This window comes from Bacillus sp. UNC438CL73TsuS30, assembly GCF_000482325.1.
In the GTDB taxonomy this organism is placed as follows: domain Bacteria; phylum Bacillota; class Bacilli; order Bacillales; family Cytobacillaceae; genus Neobacillus.
In genome coordinates this window covers 74,568-94,101 of record NZ_KI535296.1, presented here as the reverse complement: position 1 = coordinate 94,101, position 19,534 = coordinate 74,568, and the positions used below count along the sequence as shown (strand labels likewise).

Here is a 19,534-nt window from a genome sequence, read left to right as displayed (position 1 = left end):
TTACAAAATTCCTTTTTGTTTTAGATCCATTATCAACCTATAGTTGTGGTTTCGGAATCTTGATTGAGATCTATAACTTCCACGCTTTCCTCTCCGTTTGCCTCATTCTTTTTGGGAATGAACATAAGAAATAGGAACGACACTGCCGTAAAAATGGTTAATAAAAGAGCTGTAGTTGAAAGGGCGCTTGAGGCATTTCCTCCGGCCGAGAACAAAGCAAATGCGACAAGGGCAAATGAGGCTCCGACACGGGAAGCAACATTCTCAATCGTAATATAAGTAAACGAAACAACACCTAGACGGGTTGGACTCGCTTTTGATACAATCACCGATTTCACTACCGGACCAACCGTTCCAATTGCCGATCCAATTAAACTCATAGAAATAAATAAATAGGTAAAGGAGGTATCGGTTCTTGCCATCGATAACATTCCGACTCCTGCCACTAATAATGCGATGGCTACACCAATTAACCTGCGCGGGGAGTATTTCCCCATTAATCTTCCGCTTATGATATTCGCTACTGCCATTGTCAAAAATAGCGGGAACTGTAATAATCCAACAACGGTTGAAGATTTCCCTTGTACACTTTGGACAAAGAATGTTAAAACGTACATGACACTACTAAACGACATATACATAATCACTGCAATGATCGAAGGGCCCCAGAAGGTTCTTGTTTTTGCATATTTGATATCTAACAGTGGCTTCTTCTGTTTTTTTTCGACAGCCAATAGCAATAGGAAGGAAAGAATGGAAACCACTAGAGCTGGAACCCACATCCAAGAGGAAATTCCATAATTGTTTATAAAGGTTGGAACGGTCAGGAGTCCTCCGAGCAATAAGAATACAAAGATTACACCTAAGAAATCGAAGGATTCTGACCTTTTACCTTTTACATTTGGAACACCTAAAGCAAATAACAGGAAGGAAAGAACACCAAAGAAACTACAGAGGAAAAAGATAGAGTTCCACCCGAAACGATCTATAAGGATTCCGCTTAAAATCGGCCCAGCAAGTCCTCCAATCACCGTATAAAACCCATAAATCCCCATCGTTTTACCACGTTGCTGATGGGTAAAGTATTTTCCAACGAAGGAAACTCCTGCAGGAATAACAGCCGCACCGGAAAAGCCTTTTAAGAAAAGACCTACTACCAAGACCCAAAACGCAGGAGCTGTAGCAATTAAAATGGAACCAATGGCCAGAAATCCTGCGCCAAAAAGCACCACTATTTTTTGTCCAAAAGAATCGGATAGCCATCCCATTAAGGGCTGGAATCCTGTTAGTCCTAGTGCAAACCCCAATTGCATATAGACTGCATACCCTGCACCTAAATGAAAGTGCTCTAGCATTTTGGGATAGGCTGGTATATGTGTTGCCTCTGCAAAAACGACAAGTAGAATCCCAAGACATAAGAAGTGAAAAGATCTTCTAATATATTTCTCCTCCAATAATTTCCCCTCCAATTTGAATGATCCAATCCATCTTTATCGGTATAAATAGGGAAACTAAAAAGTTTCCCTATCTCTTACCCCATTTCGATAATGCACGTCTTTTCCCGTGTGTTCTCTAGAATCGAATCCGTTCCATAGCCACTTTCCTTTACACCACCAAACGGCAGCTCTGGTCCCACTCTTCGATACGTATTTACCCACACATTACCGGATTCCAATTTTCTGATCATTCGATGAGCACGATCTAAGTTTGTCGTCCAAACCCCTGCTCCAAGACCATAAGCCGTTTCATTTGCGATTTTTAGAGCTTCTTCTTCGGTATCAAAGGCAATAACAACTGCAACAGGTCCAAAAATCTCTTCTTGGCAGATCCGTAGGGAATTGCTACCAACAAGAATCAAGGTCGGTTCAATCCAATATCCTTCAGCAAATGAAGGGTGGTTTGGCAGCAGAGCAGCTCCCCCATAACGGCCACCGACAATAATCTCTCCGCCTTCCTCTTTACCTAACTCAATATAGTTACATACTTTTTTATATTGAACACTATTGGCAATCGGTCCCATAGTCGTTTCCAGGTCCATCGGATTTCCCAACTTAATATTTTTCTCGATTTGTTCTTTCATTAAGGAAAGCATTTTCTCGAATACTGGCCTTTGAATCAGGATTCTTGAACCGCCTACACAAATTTGCCCTGCGTTTCCTGTAAAAATGCCATTAAGCGTTACGCCTTCAGCCGCTTTTTCAAGGTTTGCGTCGGCGAATACAATATTAGGCGACTTTCCACCTAACTCAAAAGTCAGTGGCTTCGGTGCCTGTGCAGAGGAACGGACAATTGCTTTCGCTGTATTCACTGATCCTGTCAGGCTAACCCGATTCACATCCCGATGACGAACCAATGCATCGCCAATCTCCCCATCACCGGAGACAACATTTAAGACTCCAGGGGGAAGAATGGTATTCAAAATTTCGCCATATCGTAAGCTTGACACAGAGGCCAATTCAGAGGGCTTAATAATCACCGTATTTCCTGCAGCAAGTGCATAGGCAGCCTTAATCGTAAAGGTAAAGAGTGGTGCATTCCACGGAAGAATGCCAACCACCACCCCTAATGGCTCTCGCAGCGTATATCCAAAACTCTTTGAATCGAGCTGAACCGTTTCTCCCCGGCTTGCCACGGCTGCAGCACCAGCAGCATCATGCCAAATACTCGTCAATACCGGAATCAATCCATAGCTTGTTTCCCGGATGACCCAGCCAATGTCTTTTGTTTCTAATGCGGCCAGCTCTTCGGCATGCAGGACTAATTGATCGCCAATTTTTCTTAGATAAGCCGCACGTTCCATCGCTGATAAGGCGGCCCAATCGTTAAAAGCCCGCTTTGAAGAAGAAATTGCTTCTTCGGCATCCTGTATAGAACTGCCGGGCACCTTTGCCCACACTTTACCTGTTGCCGGGTCAATACTATCAATGGTTTTGCCGGATGATGCCGGCACAGCTTTTCCATTCATTTGATTTTGGTATTTCTTGATTTCACTTACGATTTCCATCTACTATCACCACCCCAATGAAGCTGCTGTTTTTTCATAATAGCTTTGCGTGCTTCCCAGGTAATTTTCATAAAAGCGTGCCCGTTTCACAAATAAATGGCAGTCGATTTCTTCTGTAAACCCAATGCCGCCGTGAATTTGAATATTATGTGCCGAGACACGGTTAAAGGCTTCACTGGCAAAAATTCGGGCGCTGAAAATCGCCTGTACACGATCCTCTGCCCTGCTTTCTAATGCCCAGTTCGCATAGTAGGCTAAGGATCTTGCTGTTTCAAGATCGAGCTTCATATCGACAATCCTATGCTTGATTGCCTGGAAACGGCCAATTGGCTGGCCAAACTGTTCCCGAATCTTTGCATATTCGGCCGCCATTTCGACGACCTTGTCCATTCCGCCAACCATCACGGATGCAAGTGCCGCATTGATCGAAAGCAATCCATCCTGCAGAACCTCCCAGCCTTTATGGATAGGCCCAATCAATTGCTCGTTTGAGATGGAAACACTTTCTAAAGTAATTTCAGCTAACTGACGTGTTTCATCTATATTTGCTAGTCTCTTAATCCTTATTTTGGTATCAGATTGATCAAGGATTACAAGTGACACCCCTTCAGTTCCATCTCCCTCCCTCGTACGAACAAGCAGGATCAAACTATTCGCCATCTCGGCATCTGGAACAAGTGTCTTTGTTCCATTTAGAATGATTCGATCACCCGTTAAGGAAGCAGTCATTCTTATATCTGATGGGTTGTAACTCCCTCCCGGTTCAAGCCAAGCAAGGGAAAAAGTTTGTGTTCCATCGGCAACCGCAGGCAGGTACTTTTCCTTTTGCTCGGTTGTTCCAAATCTCTCCAGCAAAGGTACTGCAAATGCGTTGGTTTCTAAATACAGACCAGGGAGTACGTTGCTGCCTAACTCTTCCAGAATCGGAACTAAATCCAGTGCTCCAAGTCCCATTCCACCGTAATCTTCCGAAATATTGATGCCGGTACAGCCTAACTCCACCAGTCCTAAAAAGGCAGATTGATAGAATTCTCTTTCACCCTTAATAAACTCTCGGGCAATTTTCGTTTGCCCCTTATCATTTAAATACTTGTGAACATAATTGCGGAACATCTCTTGTTCTTCACTTAATGAAAAATCCATAACTTGTCACCCCCGTTTTCACTATCTTCCCATATCTTTAGGAAGTCCTAAAATCCGCTCCGCGATCGTGTTTTTCTGAACTTCGCTCGTTCCGCCCCCAATGGTCATACCGAATGAATAAAGAAAACCTTCTTGCCAATACGAATCTCCGATTAGGGAATCCTCTTTCCATAGCACACCTTGATGCCCCTGTATGGACATAGATTGAGCAAATAATTCCTTGGTTAATTCACTAACCAATAATTTATCCATGGAACCTTCTGCACCTGGATGCCCATTTTTTAATGTCTTGGTCAGATTTCGATAATAGTTTAGAAGAGAACCCCTCGACCGTGTGTATAAATCAACCATTGTTTTGCGAACAAACGGATTTTTAATTAGTGGTTGGCCATCTTCTCGCAATTCTTTTGTTAAAACGACTAAATCTTGAAATTGCTGTTCCAAAGTAAAGACTTGTGCTCCGATTCCAGTTCTTTCGTGCATTAAGAGGGCAATCATTACCTTCCAGCCTTCATCTACCTCACCGACAATGTCGGCATCGTAAGCAATAGCATCTTCTAGATACACTTCATTAAAATCATGTTTGCCATCCATCTGAATGATAGGCCGTGTTTCTACTCCAGGCTGTTTCATATCTAATAGGAAAACGGTAATTCCTTTATGCTTTTTCTCTCCCTTGCTTGTTCTTGCAAGAAGAAAACAGCGGTCTGCTAAATGTCCAAAACTCGTCCACACTTTTTGTCCATTAATTTTCCAACGATCCCCATCCCGCACTGCAGAGGTCTGGATGGCCGTTAAGTCAGATCCTGCGTTCGGCTCCGAATATCCCTGGCACCAAACTTCTTCACCTGTTAATATTTTCTGAATATAGGCAGCTTGTTGTTCTTCTGTCCCGATTTGCATCAATGTAGGCGCGACCATATGAATCCCAACATAATTTACCAATGGCGGAGCTTTTACTCGGACCATTTCCTGCTGATAAATAATCTCCTCTATTAAACTGGCGTTCCGGCCTCCATATTTTTCCGGCCAGGCAATTGCAGCGTATCCACCCTCATATAATTTTTTTTGCCAGTTTCTTAAGAATTGAGAGTACTCATTTCGCTCTTTTGGAAGCTCTCTTTTTCCTGCAAGCCACCCATCCGGTAAATTATTTTCCAGCCATGTTCGTAATTCTTGGCGGAAGGCCTCTTCCCTTTCTGTAAAAGAAAAATCCATTTGCTTCATTTCCTCCTTTCAAAAATAAATCTCTATACTATACCTGGATCCATTGCGGAAGTGCGCGTTCTTCGTTGATATCCTGCCATGTCATTTTTACGTTCATTCCAATTTGAACATCCTCCGGACTACAATTTAGAATGTTCCCAATCAACTTTATGTCTGGAGCCTTTTCAAGCTCGACGATTGCAATTACAAGCGGCAGATCATCTTGAAATCCTGGAAGAAAAGGGCGATAAGAGATCACATAGGAATAAACCGTCCCTGTTACATCACTGCCAAAGTTTTCCCAGCTAAGTTCTGTACTGCCGCATTTTGCACAAGCAGGGCCAGGCGGATGCAGGTATCGATGACAACTTTCACATTTTTGGATCATAAGTTCATGACGATCCGCGGCGTCCCAAAAGGGATGATTATCCTGATTTTTTAATGGTATTGGTTTTTGATATCCCATTCTTACCCCTCCTAGTTTCTAAGAATCATAGCCCCTGCAATATCTGGCCCCGCCCAGCCAGTACATAAGCCGACCTCACAATTTTCTACTTGACGGTCTGTTCCTTTATAATCGTGGCGGATCTGACGAACAATTTCGAGAACGTTATTCATTCCATGTGTATAGCCTTCGGAAAGCATGCCACCTGCCGTATTACTCGGCAATCTCCCGCCCATTCGTAAATTTCCATCAGCAACAAAATCGCCTACTTGACCACGAGGAGCAATTCCATAAGCCTCAAGCTGGCGTAACACCACCCAACTGTAGCAATCATAGATGGATGCCACATGAAGGTCTTCCGGTTTGACCCCCGCCATTTTAAATACTTCAGGGGCAACATAATCAGCAGCAACTTCGGAAAGATCTGACCAGTAATGGGAATGGGATACACATTGTCTTGCCGCAATCCCCATAATGTACACGGGTCTTGATTTACCATTCTTGGCCCTTTCAGCTGAAGTAACAATCAGTGCATTGGCTTCATCTGATTCCAGACAGAAATCATGCTTATTAAACGGATAACTTAAGTACGGTGTGTTTTTATATTCCTCCATGGTTAGCGGTTTTCCGTAAAAAAATGCTTTTGGATTCCGCTGGGCATGTTCATAAAAGCTTACACATACATGCCCCAAATGTTCTTGCGTAAGCCCGGTTTCATACATGTGCCTTGTTGCAAAAAGTCCAAACCACTGACTTGGTCCTCCTGCACCATAAGGGATGATAAAGCTTCCTCCATCAATGGCAGATTGAAGCATATTTACATCCCATCCGCCGCCGCCCATCCTGACACCGGATCGTCCATTCATCGAACGGTAAATTAAAACGGTATTGACCTGACCTGTTTCAATTAATCCAATCGCATCAGCAATCAGCATCTCTGTACTGCTGCCTCCGCCCATGATATCTTTTACATATTTAGGACGAACCCCTAAATAGGTGGCTAATTGATGGGAGGTACAAGAATCATTTTCACTATAGCTCATAAACCCATCGATCTCTTTCGCTTCAATACCCGCATCTTGAATGGCAGCTCTTGCTGCATCTAAGGCTAAATGCAGCGGAGTTGTTCCTGAATTTTTTGAACGCTCACTTTCCCCTACACCAACAATCGCATAGCGGTCTTTAATCAATCCCACGAGAAAACCTCCCTTTTTATTTTAGAAAAAACGTAAAATCGCTTCTCCGGACCCGACAACTTTTTCCGGCGCCTTCTCCGCTTTAAGTTCTAACCTGACAAACCGTTTGCCATCTTCCTCATAGAATTTTTGGACGATGGCAGAACAGGTAATTTGATCTACCGGCCTGGTCATAGCGCCGAATCTCATTCGAAAGTTCGTTATTTCTGCTGTTTTGCCGGCCAGCCCCATTACGTATTCCCCTAAAAAACCCATCACCAGCATTCCATGGGCAATGACACCCGGCATTCCAATGCTTTGGGCAAACGCATCATCGGTATGCAGCGGATTATAATCACCAGAAGCTCCCGCATATTTTACTAATTGCACCTTTGTAACAGGTGGTTTACCCAATGGCTGTAAAACCTGCCCTTCTTGTAAATCTTCATATACCAGCATTTATCATCCCTCCTTCGTATGAACCGCAGATTAAAAGAATAAAAGGTTGATTCTATTGTTTTGGCCGGTAAATAATATTCGTGCGGCTGATGACGACCAGATTTCCCTTCTCATCTTTCATCTCTGTATCTAACACCAAAAACTGCATTTTCCCGCTTTTTCCCTCCCGTTCATATAAATCGGTCACCTTCATTTGACACACCAACCTGTCCCCGGATCTAATCGGACGGTTATAGATAAATTCCTGTTCACCATGAAGCATTCTCTTTGGGTCAAGGCCTAGGTCAATCCCTTCACCTTCCGCACCAATGGCAATCGGAAAAGTGGGCGGGGCAATGATTTCCAAGTAAGGAGTAAGGGCTGCATACTCCTCATCTACATAAAGCGGATTGGGGTCTCCAATTGCTTGAGCAAATTGGCGTATATGTCGTTTTTCTACTTCAAAAGTAAATTCTGGACCCATTAATCCAATAATGCTGCTGTCCAACTCCATCTTATCTCCTCCCTGCTTCCGCTTTTTCAAGTGAAGAATGACTCGTAATGATTAAGGCATCCGCCGCTTTTAAGCCATTCTCATAAACAATGAGTGGATTAATATCGATTTCCTCAATCCCACCATCTGCGTCAGAAATTAAATCAGAAACTTTTAATAAAACATCGATAATTGCGTCAAGGTCAGCTGGAGCCTGCCCTCTTACCCCTTTCAGAATCGCCTTTCCTTTAATTTCTTCCATCATCTCTGCTGCATCTTGACGGGTTAGAGGGGCGACACGGAAAGAAATGTCTTTGAATGTCTCAACAAAAATTCCCCCGAGACCAAACATGATGACCGGTCCAAAAACTGGGTCCTTTGTTACCCCTACAATTACCTCTGTACCTTTCGGCAGCATCTCTTGAACAGATACACCATTGATGACGGCATCAGGATTGTACATTTTAGCGGAACTTAAAATATCCGCATAGGCATCCACTACATCCTGTTCGTTTTGTAAATTCAATCGAATGGCATTTGCTTCTGTTTTATGAGGAATATCCTTGGAGTCTATTTTCATTACAACTGGAAAACCGATACTTTTGGCGTGCAAAACAGCATCTTTTACTGTTTGTGCTAATGCTTTTTGGGAAGTTGGAATATGGTATAGTTCCAATATTTCACTTGATTCAAATTCACTTAGCGTTACACCAGGCTTTAACACCTGCTGTAAATTTGGATTTGAGCCTGTTAGGACGGGATGCTTTTGTTCAGCTTTAGCCTCGTTCATTTGATTTTTACGATATTTTTCACTGTACTCTACCAATTTTGCCAGTGCGCCAATTGGATTTAAGTTACCTGGGATAACAGGGATTCCGTTTTTCTCCATTTCAGCGGCCCCTTTAGGGATTGACATTCCTTGTAATGGGAAGGTTGTAACCAGAACAAATTTATCCGATTCCTTACACTTTTGAATAAACTCTTGTAATAGTGGGTGATCGTCTCCCCAAAACATTGGAAACTCAGTAAATATTAAATTATCAATCTCTGGGTCTTCCAAAAGTGCCTTCAGCGGTGCGATAAACAACTCAGGATTCGTAACCGCGGCTGCAGCGGTTAAGTCAACTGGGTTGGCAGCACTTGCAAAGGAGGGTAAAGCTTCTTTTATCTTTTCCTTTGTCTCATTCCTTAGGGGTGTAATCTTTAGCCCGCTTGCCTCACAGCGGTCAGCTTCATTAATCCCCCTTCCTCCGGAACTTGTAATAATCACTGTATTCCGTCCAGTCGGAAGCTTGCCAGATAGAAATAGTTTGGAAAAGGCAATAATTTCCTCATAATCATTTGCTCTTACGATTCCTGTTTGCTTAAAAAATGCGTCATAGATTTGGTCTGATCCCGCTAAGGAGCCTGTATGGGAAGCTGCTGCCCGGCTTCCGGCTGAACTGCGTCCTGTTTTCATTAATACAATTGGTTTATTTTTGTTCAATGCTTCCTTTGCCAGCTGCCTCAGTTTAGCAGGATTTTTAGCTCCCTCGAGATAACCGCTGATAACTTTCGTTTTTGGGTCATGAATCATATATTCCACAACGTCAGCAAACTCTGTATCCATTTCATTTCCAACACTGACAAAATAATTAAAGGTAAGTCCGTTCTGAGCTGCCGCCATATAAGTAAGAATCCCGAAGGCACCACTTTGGGAAACATATCCTACAGCCCGCTGATCGTTTAATGGATGGCTCATTACAGCCGGTGAGAAGGTTCCTACCAATCCATTCAAAGTATTGACGAGACCAACACAGTTAGGGCCGATTAATCTAATTCCATACTTTCTAGCTGTATCTGCAATCATTTCCTGCTGTCTCGCCCCCTCTACTCCTGTTTCTGAATATCCTGAGGCAAAAATAATGGCGGCTTTCACATTTTTCTTTCCACAATCCTCGATGCTTTGTAAAACTTGACTGGCACTCACACAAAATATTGCTAAATCAATGGGTCCAGGGACATCTGATAATGTGGAATAGCATTTTAACCCAGCAATTTCGGTTTCCTTTGGGTTAATCGGCAGGATCGCTCCATCATAGTTCCCATCCAATAATGCTTTCACCTGAATGTAACCCAGCTTATTAGGATTTTTTGACGCCCCTAATACTGCAACGGAACGAGGATAAAATAAGGGGTCCAAACCTTTAAAGGAAACGTTTTCATTTTTCATCTTCTCCACCCCAATCTTTACTATTGTTTTCATAGTTGAATCATACACAATTGATTTTTAATATTCAGAAAACAAAACAGCTTATATTATTTAATTATTAGGGAGAAAAAAAAGAAAAAATGGGGAAAAACCTTTGTCTATCAACAGCAAAATAAACTAGTAAATTTTTTACGTACAACATCATCCCGACATTTGTACAAGACAACCTCGACAAATGTATAAGATAAACCGTTTTTACGAAAAAAAGAACCTCATGCACACTTTCATGTACATAAGGTTCTTTTTTATTCAAAGCGCTTCAGCCATTTCATCAGCTTGAACTGAATTTTTTTAGATGGGATTTTAATACCTCTTTCAATATTGCTTAAATAAGAGGTGGAGATTTCCAATTCTTCTGAAACATGTGCTAAAGCCAAGTCGAACGTTTCCCTAATCTCCCTTACACGAACTCCAATCATTTCTGCCTCTTCACCTAATACTTCTTTCTGGGGTTGTCTGATATTCTGACCTTGATGGCTTCTCTTAATCGGATGATATTGTTCCCTTATAAATTCCGGCGGCTGAATGGTAATCATAGAATTCAGCCAAATACGCCCCCATCCTTTTTGGTCGGCGATTGATTCTTCCCATTTCTCATAGTGCCATGCCCCGATCACCCCATCTTGTTGCAAGGTATCAAGTGCTTTTTCCAATCTTTCTCTCGTGCGTGACGGGGTTCGTTCATTTATTTTGACACCGATCGCATCAAGTAACGTGTTAATTTTATTCGGTTGTAAATAATCCCCTTTTTTTGCTTGTATCCGCCACCGCCAGCTAAGGTATCTTGTCAATCGCTTCTCCCATGATTTACGATAAGGATCATAATGTAACACTTTCAAAGGAAGAAGAGCCACCTGTCTTCCTGATCCAAATAAGTATCTGGAAAAAACTTGATCTACTTTATAGCTTATTTTTTTCACACTTGTTTCTTCCGTAATGGGATACTCGACTCGATTCTGGTCAACGAAAAGAAAGGCCCTGCCTTGGAGCTCAGTCTCGGCTGGCTTCCCTTTTTCATAGACAATCGTTTTTTCCAAGTCAATCCATAGTTTTTGAATGATTGAGAGCGATTTCATAACTTGGCGTCGCTGTTTCTCTTCATAACCTCCCCGGCGGCCCTCCCCACCCATTTTTGGCTTTAAGCCCCGAATGGCTAACAAGTCATCCAACTGGATTTCTACGACATCTTCAGGATGTTTGGCATTTGATAAAAAGAAGGTACAAAGTGCATCAAATATATCTGCTTCTAAATCCGATAAAACCTTAACCTCCTCCCAGGTTTCCTTAACAATGGGATGATCTTTATGTAATGGGTAATAGTCCTTTTTAAAGGGTTTGATTTGCAAGATCCCCTCAACACTGCTCTTCATAATAGGGGAGGTGGGCCAAATAAATTCTTCTTTTTGTGTAAAACTCATTTTATATAATGCTTCACGAACAGATTGATACGGTGCATTATTCATGACAAATATACAGTCATTTACCGCTGAATTAAACGTGAACTCATTTACAGGAGAAGATGATGGATGTTCAGAAATGGAGATATCTTTACAAAGCAATGATTCGATTTGCTGAATAGAATAATTTTCTAAATTTAAAAAGGTAATAATCTTTTCAACCCACTCTAAGCTATAGTTATTTACAATACTTGTAAACCTCGTAATAAAATTTTTATTTTGCGAAAAATTCATGGAGATAAATTGATAGAATTGCTCGTTTAATTCCTTTTTATCCAGCTGGACTAATCGATCCTCGCCAAGGGTTTGGGCCATTTCTTCCAGTACCCATTCAGTTAAACAGATACGGAACCAATCACAAAAGTTATCCCAGACATCTTCATTAACTAAAAAAGTGTCTCTTTTTAACATCTCCTCAAAATAGTGAATCGACCGGCTTTTCATTTCTGCATTATTAAGAATCGTGGAGAATATCGGAGAAAACTTTTTATACTTCGTTAAAAGATAGTTCACAATATTATTGGAGATATGCCTAATTAACCGATTCCTAGCCGCAAGACGCAAACTATTAAACACGTGGGTGCTCTCCTGATAGACTCGATCCCAAATAATAAAAGTATTAGATCCCTTTGAGTCCGCGGATAACGGCATCGCTGCTAGTAAATTCTTGGATTGCTCCCATTCTAAACCAGCGTGATCTTGAAATTTATAATCCTGTTCATAGACGCATAGTATCAGATAATTATCTATTTTTGCTGATAACTGTTTTGAAATTGGGTTCATCCCATCAGCATCTATTGGATTGTGACCGGCAGCATTGAAATTTAACATCATTACCTCCTTGAAAATGTGCGATTTGTAGAAAAAGTCACGTTGTTTAGAAGATAAGATTATCTTTATATAGTTTACCACTCGCTATTACAGTATTCAATATTTTCAGAAAACAGCAAAAAGGGACAACACGGTGTTGTCCTTTTTCTTCATTAATCTTATTTACAAGGGACTTGTCCCTTCATCTTCGTGTTGTTCCTGCAAATCGATTTAATCAGCTCCTCCACCAGCACTGGAACTTCTTCAAATGCACTCTTCATATGGAGGCGTTCGGTGCGTTTGTGGGCGTCTTTTCCAAACGGCCCTACGTTCAGTACGGGTGCTTGGAGTTGTTTCATTTCCTCAAATGGGATGCTGTAGCTGTCCCCCCAGACCGGTGTGTTGGCGATAAAGGAATTCCATCCCTCATTCGTATCGTTGTAATTCACATAGCTCAAGTCGCAAATGCCATTAAAATAGTGGATTTGCCCCACCGGCAGTCCAAACTTCTCCATGCCCTGCGCTTGAATATGGCTCACACATTCACGAATAAATTCATTATCAGATGAATTGACGGCCGGATAATATGGCGGTGCATAGAGCAAAATCATCGCCGGCGCCAGTTCTTGGCACTCAATCATTAAGGTATCGGCAATTTGGAAGGACTTATCACGATCATCCCACTCGTTGTTCGCAAGAACCTCCGCTTTCACCGCATCAACAAACTCCTGACCGAGTTTCTTAGTAGCATGCTCGAGCAATTGTTCATAACGGAGAACACGGACTTCCCCTACCGGTTTTACGCCCTGAGCCGTACAAATTTTTTGATAGGCCGTATTGCTGGCCTTTGCAGCATCTCCAGCAATCTCTTCAAAAATATCCATAATTTCCGCTGCATTCCGCTTCATTAAAAATACATTATACAAGGCGGCCGCACGAAATGGTGTTTGTGCCGAGTACTCCATTTTTAAATCCTTTTGCTGGAGCGTAACCGGTAGTGGTGTCTTTTCTCCCATCACCGTCTCCTCGAGTTTGACGTTCCACTCCATCTCCTGCGTCATGAACGAAGCCATATAGCTTGCAGTAATCCCGCTCAGCGGTTCGCCGACATGGGTTTCGCGCCCGTAAAAAAGCACGGAAGGCATAATTTTACCGATTGTGCCGGAGTAAATATAATAATTGCGGTCACCCGGCTGCTGCGTAAATACCGGCTCTCCATTTAGAAATAATTTATAGGTGAGACCGTGTTGTTCACGCATTTCAACTAATTTCACCACGGCGGCCCTCATACCTGCCGAATTGACTTCTTCATCCGGAACCGTTAGTAAAATAAGATTAATTGGCCATTTTTCTGCGGAAGCCTTTTCAATTAATCCCATATGCATAACAAGGCCCATTTTCATATCCATCGTGCCACGACCAAACAGATATTCACCAGAAAGGAGATCTTCTCTTGCATCCTCCGGCAGGCTGTCCATTCGGCTATAAAGTAATTGCGTTAATTCCTCAGGCTTGAAGGCGAATTCTTCGATATCCCCGTATTCCGCTGTAAAAACCGTATCAAAATGACTAATGAGAACAATGGTGTCCTGGGCTTCTGGATGTTTGTATAGAGCGGTGACGAATCTTCTTCCCAAATCCGCATCATGAAGACCTAAGTGACTAGGATTCTCTTGAAAATAAGGCAAACTCTGTAGTTTCGCTTCCAGCTTTTTAGGGAATTCCCGTTCTCCCGGCGTCAGTGTCCGGCTTTCCCAGCTCACCACCTCGCATAACAAACGGCGAAGCCCTTCTTTTGTTGCCCATTGATATTCTGTCATGATCTTCTATCCCCTTTTAAGGTAATACACTTTGTTTAAAAAAGCGGAACTCATTTTAAATATACTGCTATAACAATCTATTTACTATCATTAATAGACTGGCATTTCATGTCAAGAGCGGCATAACTAAGCAGCTTTTTCTATGAAGATATTAGAAACGTAAGGACAGGCAGCTTAGTCCACCGTCTAATTTACGGAATTCGGTTGTATCGACTTCAATGGTTTTGAAACCTGCATCCTCAATATTTTTCTTGGTTTCCGGGAATCCAGCTGGGACGATCACATAATCGTTAACGCGGATACAGTTGGCTGCGTACTCTTCTTCCGGTGGCACAATAATTTTTTTGTAAGAATTGAAGTCAGCATGATCGATGAATTCACCTGCGGCCAAGATGATTCCTTCTCCAATGTAGTTAACTCCGGTTTTTAAGTGGAAGAATTTCTCTAATTCAACAATGGTAGCTTTGTAGTTTTCCGATTCAAGGATTTGCTTTAATTGTTTGGCACCTTCATGGTTGGTTCTTGCTGAAATTCCGATATAGAAATGATCTTCAATTTGTAAAATATCCCCGCCGTCAAGAGTTCCTGGTGCTTCAATATGATAGATTTTGTCATAAAACTTCTTTAATACCGGTTCCATTTCAATAATTTCGCCATTTCGCGTGGTTGCTCCAGGATTAGTGACTACGGCGAATCCTGGGGTGAGAACGGCAGTATCCTCAACAAAAGTGGAATCAGGGTAGTTTTCGTTTGCAGGAAGCTCGGTTACCTCTACGCCGCACTGTTTAAGGGCCGCTATGTAAAATGCATGTTGCTCTTGCGCTTTTTCTAAAATGGGTGTTCCTAGATCAGATGTGGTTAATCCGTTTACATATGTTTTCCCTGGGGTTTTAACGATAACATTTTTAAACATGTAATTGACCTCCGTTTTTTCACATAGTGGAATTTTATTTCATCAAATGAAATTTATAATTTGATAGTATAGCAGTTCGATAATCATGTCAATATTTTTAATTTTAAAAAATTAATGTATAGTAAGGATAATGTTCCACATTACGGAATTTTGAATCATTATTTAGAAAGGGGAACTGAAGAAATGCAAACGATTGATCGTGCGATGGAAATCATCGAGATTATTTCCGGCAGTGATGCGGCAAAGTGGTTGTCGATTACGGACATATCGAAGGAGTGCGAACTTCCTGTTAGTACCATCCACCGCTTATTGAATTCAATGAAAGATCATGGACTGATTCAGCAGGATCCGGCCTCGAAGCTTTACACGCTGGGAAATAAATGGCTGGAATATGGTTTGCAGTTATATGACAGCTTCGATTTTGTCGGCCAGATTCGCCCTGAAATGGAGCGATTAATGAACGAGGTTGGAGAAAGTGTTTATTACAATAAGCCGTTTGGGCTGGAGTCGCTTGTGGTTGAAAGAATTGATTGTCCGACCAACCCGATTCGAATTTATGACCAGCTTGGCAATCGGATTCCGATGCATATTGGTGCGGCAAACAAGGCGATGCTCGCGTTCCTGCCGCAGGCGGAGTCTCAGAAAATTGTTGGTACGCTGGTCGCTGCTGAGGGCCAGGACGCATTTTTCGAGAAATTGCAGGCTGTAAAATTGCAGGGCTATGGCATCAGTCATGGCGAGAAAACGAAGGGAACATCGGCGGTGGCCGCCCCCATTTTTAACCAGATGAATGAGCTGATTGGCGCCATTAGCATTGGGTATGTCAATTTCCAAGTTTCGGAGGAGCGGGAAAAGCTGTTGATTGACAGAGTAGTGGAATATGGTAGAAGGATTTCGGTGAAGTTGGGGTACAGGTATTAGCTAGTCTTGGTTAGTGCCTGGCACCATTGTGAAATTTTCACATTGGTGCCAGGCATTTTTTGTTTAGTTTTGTGTTTCGCTGATTGGAGAGCTGTTATCACTGATAGACAATAAGAGTCCACCCCACACGGACAAAAGGAGCAGAAAGTCCACGGCCGGTGTCAGGCACTGTTTTTTGGCACTGTTTTTTACCATAGATCCTCTATTACTTCTGACTGGATGAGGTTGGTGTCGATGTTGCAGGTTTGGCCGTCGATTCCGTATTGCCAGATGGATACGTTTATTTTGTCGGGCGCTTTGGGCTTAAATTTTGGTGCGCTGTCCTTGTTGGTGATTCCTGGTTCGGGGTTGCTGCTCCAGATGATGGTCTGGTCCTGAATATTCTTATCCTTCTCCATCGCTTTTTTATATGCGGAGGTAACCTTCGATTCCTTTGTGAACACTCCGTAGATTCCAGGTTTATAATCCGATTTGTGCAAGGTATCGACCCAACCGCGTATAAATCCTTCATCGACGGGATATTTTGGTTCGATATCGGCGAAAATCGCGGTCCCCTTTGGAATTCCTATCCTGTTAGCATAGCGTATTGCTTCTTTTGCTTCAGACACCCCATTTTTATAACCGGTAGCATCGATGAAATGATTAAATATCGGAATAACTTTGACTCCCTCTTTGTGAAGAAAGTCAGCCTCTTTTTTCGTAAGTCCTGTCGAGATTCCCTCTTTCGTCTCTAAATAACGGCCAAACACAGCCGGCTTGCCATAATGCTTTTTTACACATTTTAAAAATGCTTGATCCACCTTTGTAGCGGAATCGACACCCCAGAGGGTTTTATGTTTGGGAGCAGGCTTCTTTTCCGGTTTAGGCTGATGGTCTGCCTTGGGATTTGGTTTAGGCTGGGAATGAGTTTGGGAGTGGGAATTGGGGTGAGTCTTTCCAGGATTCTTTGCGGTATTATCCCCCAAGACTGTCTGCACATCAGGCAGATCTGACTGCTTTTTCGTTCCATTATCATGGAACATTACGAGAAGCAACGGGAGAACCAATATGGCACTTAAAACGATTGTCCAAAACCATTTTCGTGTTTTCATACTTTCCCTCCATTCGACATTCTGTAAAAACACAGTATGCGAATGGCAGTTCGAACGTGTGGGCATGGACACTCCTAGTTGGACAGGAGCAGCTGTAAAAAAATAAATCCCTCACGCTTGTGGGAGATTCTGTTATAATAACAACAGATCAAGGGAGGTGCGTACAGTTGGAGAATCACTTAAGATTGTCTGGTACTTCTGCCACTCATGCAAAGCCTAATATTGGAAAGGCGATACTTTGCATGGGGCGAATCATTTAAATTTATCGCTGACCTAGCTTTTCTACTATTTTGGCTTTGCACCTTATTTTTTTCAAAATCAAAATAAGGGGCTGGCAAAAATGAAATATATTAATGCAAACAAGGTTTTACCCGAAAAGCTGATCGTAGAAATCCAAAAATATGTACAGGGGGAAACCCTATACATCCCCAAGCCGGAAACGGAGTATCGGCAATGGGGAACCTCAAGCGGCGGGAGACGGCTGCTCGATAACCGCAATTCCGCTATTAAAGAAAAGTTCAACAGCGGCTGCAGCATTCAGCAATTAGCCGAGGAACACTATCTCTCAACAGAAACCATCAAAAAAATTGTCTATTCGAAAAAGACATAAACCTACAGCACTGGTGAAAAAACTTCATCAGTGTTTTTTTATGTAAAAAACAGTTCTAAGCCATTTTCTCCATTTTAGAAACCTGCATGATTTTTTAAAATAAACAGTATAGAGAATGATAGGAGATACCCAGCATGACCGAAAAATTTATTAGAAATGAACAGCTTAATTTTATAAAAAATCAGATTGCCTTGATTAAGGACAGCGCTAAAAAGAATGTGGCCCCAACCGTTTTAACTGCAGTGATCGACTTAGCTAATGCTAAAATCAACGACCTTTTTCCAAATGCAACATTAGAACAGCAGAAAATGCTCGACCTTTCAGAGCTGAAAACTGATGCCGAATATGACCAATATATCCAGCAGCTTTCCGCCTACGTAATCCCTTTTCCAAAAATCACTGAGCAGCAGTTGAAAAAGATGTTTCCTAAAAATAAAAAATTAAAGCTGCCGGATTTATCACAAATTGATCACGGCCAACTGACCTATTTGAGCTGGAACGACCTCAGTTCCAATAAAAAATTTATTGTTTATGAGCTGGAGGGAAAAATTGCCGGCATCGAATGCAAACCTACTCCCGCCAGTAAAAAGAATATCTGTTCCTTCTGTAACCGGTTTGGCCAGGTTGCTTACATTTCTACCGTAACAAAAGCGAAAAAGTCCAAGAACCCAGATTACTACAAAGCCATCGGCAATTATATTTGCACCGATAGTACCGAGTGCAATAAAAAAATAACCAATGTCGACTATTTGACAGCCTTTCTTCAGGAATCACTGGGAATGTAAAAACTTCACATGGTTTCTTTCACCATTGTTAAGTTTTCACATCCTTCTATTTAGTTGGTGTTAGGAATTGATAGATGGCCGAGAAATCAAGTTCCCCGAGGCCCTGTTGTTTTGCTAACGCATAAAGTTCCTTTGTGAGGTTGGCGCTTGGCATCGATAAAGAGTGTTCGTATGCCGCCTGGGAAACTAACTGAAGGTCCTTTTGCATCAGCCTTAACGGAAAATCGGCCGAATACTCGCCGGAGAGAATCTTGGTCTTTTTTCCTTTCAACATTGGAGCCGCGGTCGGCCCATTTAACAATGTCTCCATAACAGTTTCCTTTTGAAGACCGAGAGCTTCACCAAGATTCAAGGCCTCCGCAAACGCAGCCATCGATTGGGCGAGCATTAAATTAATGACCATTTTCATGGAAGTCCCTTTTCCGACTTCTCCTTGATAGAGAACATCCTTCCCCATGGTCTGAAGCAGCGGCCTTACCTCCCCCATATCCTCTTCCTTGCCGCCTACGAGGAAAACAAGCTCTGCCTTTTCTGCAGGAATTCTTGAGCCCGATACAGGAGCATCCAAAAAGCGAATTTGACGTTTTTCTGCCTCCGCTGCCATTCTTCGTGTAAACGCAGGATCGACAGTACTGCAGTCAACCCATAGGCTGCCTTCACATAAACTCCCCAAAAATCCATCCTCACCCAAGGCAACCTCTTCCACAGCCTTTGGCACCGCAAGCATGGTAAAAATAACAGTGGACTGGGCAGCGACTTCCTTCGGAGATGCAGCCCAATTTGCCCCCTTGTTTAAAAGGTCCTCCGCTTTTTCCTTTGTTCGATTATAAACGACTATTTCATGTCCGCTTTTTAGCAGATTTTCAGCCATACGACTGCCCATAATTCCAAGTCCGATAAAACCAATCAAATCCTAACATCTCCCTTATTTTGATAATTTTAGTATGGCTTATGAGGGTATTTTTCAATAAA

17 protein-coding genes are annotated in these 19,534 nt (G+C 42.3%); 3 read left to right on the top strand and 14 right to left on the bottom strand.

Annotation, left to right across the window (positions count from 1 at the left end; all coding sequences use genetic code 11):
• Window positions 1-32 precede the first annotated feature (32 nt).
• The 12 genes from M028_RS0122200 to M028_RS0122145 form a co-directional block, all read right to left on the bottom strand.
• Window positions 33-1,454, bottom strand: coding sequence for an MFS transporter (locus M028_RS0122200; RefSeq protein WP_051591196.1), 1,422 nt, complete (start codon window positions 1,452-1,454; stop codon window positions 33-35).
• Between the two features lie 77 nt (window positions 1,455-1,531).
• On the bottom strand, window positions 1,532-3,004 hold the full coding sequence (locus M028_RS0122195) for an aldehyde dehydrogenase family protein (RefSeq protein WP_026575799.1): 1,473 nt from the start codon (window positions 3,002-3,004) through the stop codon (window positions 1,532-1,534).
• A 6-nt stretch (window positions 3,005-3,010) separates the two neighbouring features.
• A complete protein-coding gene (locus tag M028_RS0122190; RefSeq protein ID WP_026575798.1) occupies window positions 3,011-4,147 on the bottom strand; it encodes an acyl-CoA dehydrogenase family protein in 1,137 nt (378 codons plus the stop codon).
• A 21-nt stretch (window positions 4,148-4,168) separates the two neighbouring features.
• A complete protein-coding gene (locus tag M028_RS0122185; RefSeq protein ID WP_026575797.1) occupies window positions 4,169-5,365 on the bottom strand; it encodes an acyl-CoA dehydrogenase family protein in 1,197 nt (398 codons plus the stop codon).
• Window positions 5,366-5,402: 37 nt separating this feature from the next.
• Complete coding sequence (locus tag M028_RS0122180) at window positions 5,403-5,819, bottom strand: Zn-ribbon domain-containing OB-fold protein (RefSeq protein ID WP_026575796.1); 417 nt, start codon at window positions 5,817-5,819, stop codon at window positions 5,403-5,405.
• Between the two features lie 11 nt (window positions 5,820-5,830).
• Window positions 5,831-6,994, bottom strand: a complete 1,164-nt coding sequence (locus M028_RS0122175) for a thiolase C-terminal domain-containing protein (protein WP_026575795.1) — start codon at window positions 6,992-6,994, stop codon at window positions 5,831-5,833.
• Between the two features lie 21 nt (window positions 6,995-7,015).
• The gene (locus M028_RS0122170) at window positions 7,016-7,432 is read right to left on the bottom strand and encodes a MaoC/PaaZ C-terminal domain-containing protein (RefSeq protein ID WP_026575794.1); all 417 of its coding nucleotides are present in this window, start codon (window positions 7,430-7,432) and stop codon (window positions 7,016-7,018) included.
• 52 nt (window positions 7,433-7,484) lie between these two features.
• Window positions 7,485-7,925 (bottom strand): MaoC family dehydratase N-terminal domain-containing protein, encoded by a 441-nt coding sequence (locus M028_RS0122165; RefSeq protein ID WP_026575793.1) that lies wholly within the window; start codon window positions 7,923-7,925, stop codon window positions 7,485-7,487.
• 1 nt (window position 7,926) lies between these two features.
• On the bottom strand, window positions 7,927-10,116 hold the full coding sequence (locus M028_RS0122160) for an acetate--CoA ligase family protein (RefSeq protein ID WP_026575792.1): 2,190 nt from the start codon (window positions 10,114-10,116) through the stop codon (window positions 7,927-7,929).
• Between the two features lie 284 nt (window positions 10,117-10,400).
• The gene (locus M028_RS31610; RefSeq protein WP_231510876.1) at window positions 10,401-12,446 is read right to left on the bottom strand and encodes a helix-turn-helix domain-containing protein; all 2,046 of its coding nucleotides are present in this window, start codon (window positions 12,444-12,446) and stop codon (window positions 10,401-10,403) included.
• Window positions 12,447-12,601: 155 nt separating this feature from the next.
• Window positions 12,602-14,242, bottom strand: a complete 1,641-nt coding sequence (locus tag M028_RS0122150; protein ID WP_026575791.1) for a M20/M25/M40 family metallo-hydrolase — start codon at window positions 14,240-14,242, stop codon at window positions 12,602-12,604.
• Between the two features lie 151 nt (window positions 14,243-14,393).
• Complete coding sequence (locus M028_RS0122145; RefSeq protein ID WP_026575790.1) at window positions 14,394-15,155, bottom strand: dimethylarginine dimethylaminohydrolase family protein; 762 nt, start codon at window positions 15,153-15,155, stop codon at window positions 14,394-14,396.
• Between the two features lie 114 nt (window positions 15,156-15,269).
• Between M028_RS0122145 and M028_RS0122140 the strand changes: the two genes are divergently transcribed.
• Entirely contained in the window at window positions 15,270-16,076 is an 807-nt protein-coding gene (locus M028_RS0122140; RefSeq protein ID WP_331280331.1) for an IclR family transcriptional regulator, read from the top strand.
• 188 nt (window positions 16,077-16,264) lie between these two features.
• Here M028_RS0122140 and M028_RS30790 read toward each other — a convergent pair whose 3' ends face one another.
• A complete protein-coding gene (locus M028_RS30790; RefSeq protein WP_051591194.1) occupies window positions 16,265-17,167 on the bottom strand; it encodes a glycoside hydrolase domain-containing protein in 903 nt (300 codons plus the stop codon).
• 340 nt (window positions 17,168-17,507) lie between these two features.
• Here M028_RS30790 and M028_RS0122130 point away from each other — a divergent pair, with 340 nt between their 5' ends.
• Together M028_RS0122130 and M028_RS0122125 are read left to right on the top strand one after the other, a co-directional pair.
• Window positions 17,508-17,777, top strand: a complete 270-nt coding sequence (locus M028_RS0122130) for a CD3324 family protein (protein ID WP_026575788.1) — start codon at window positions 17,508-17,510, stop codon at window positions 17,775-17,777.
• Window positions 17,778-17,911: 134 nt separating this feature from the next.
• Window positions 17,912-18,562, top strand: a complete 651-nt coding sequence (locus M028_RS0122125) for a FusB/FusC family EF-G-binding protein (protein WP_026575787.1) — start codon at window positions 17,912-17,914, stop codon at window positions 18,560-18,562.
• Between the two features lie 46 nt (window positions 18,563-18,608).
• On the opposite strand, the gene M028_RS0122120 is transcribed toward M028_RS0122125, so the two are convergent.
• Window positions 18,609-19,472, bottom strand: a complete 864-nt coding sequence (locus M028_RS0122120) for an NAD(P)-dependent oxidoreductase (RefSeq protein WP_026575786.1) — start codon at window positions 19,470-19,472, stop codon at window positions 18,609-18,611.
• Window positions 19,473-19,534: the final 62 nt, after the last annotated feature.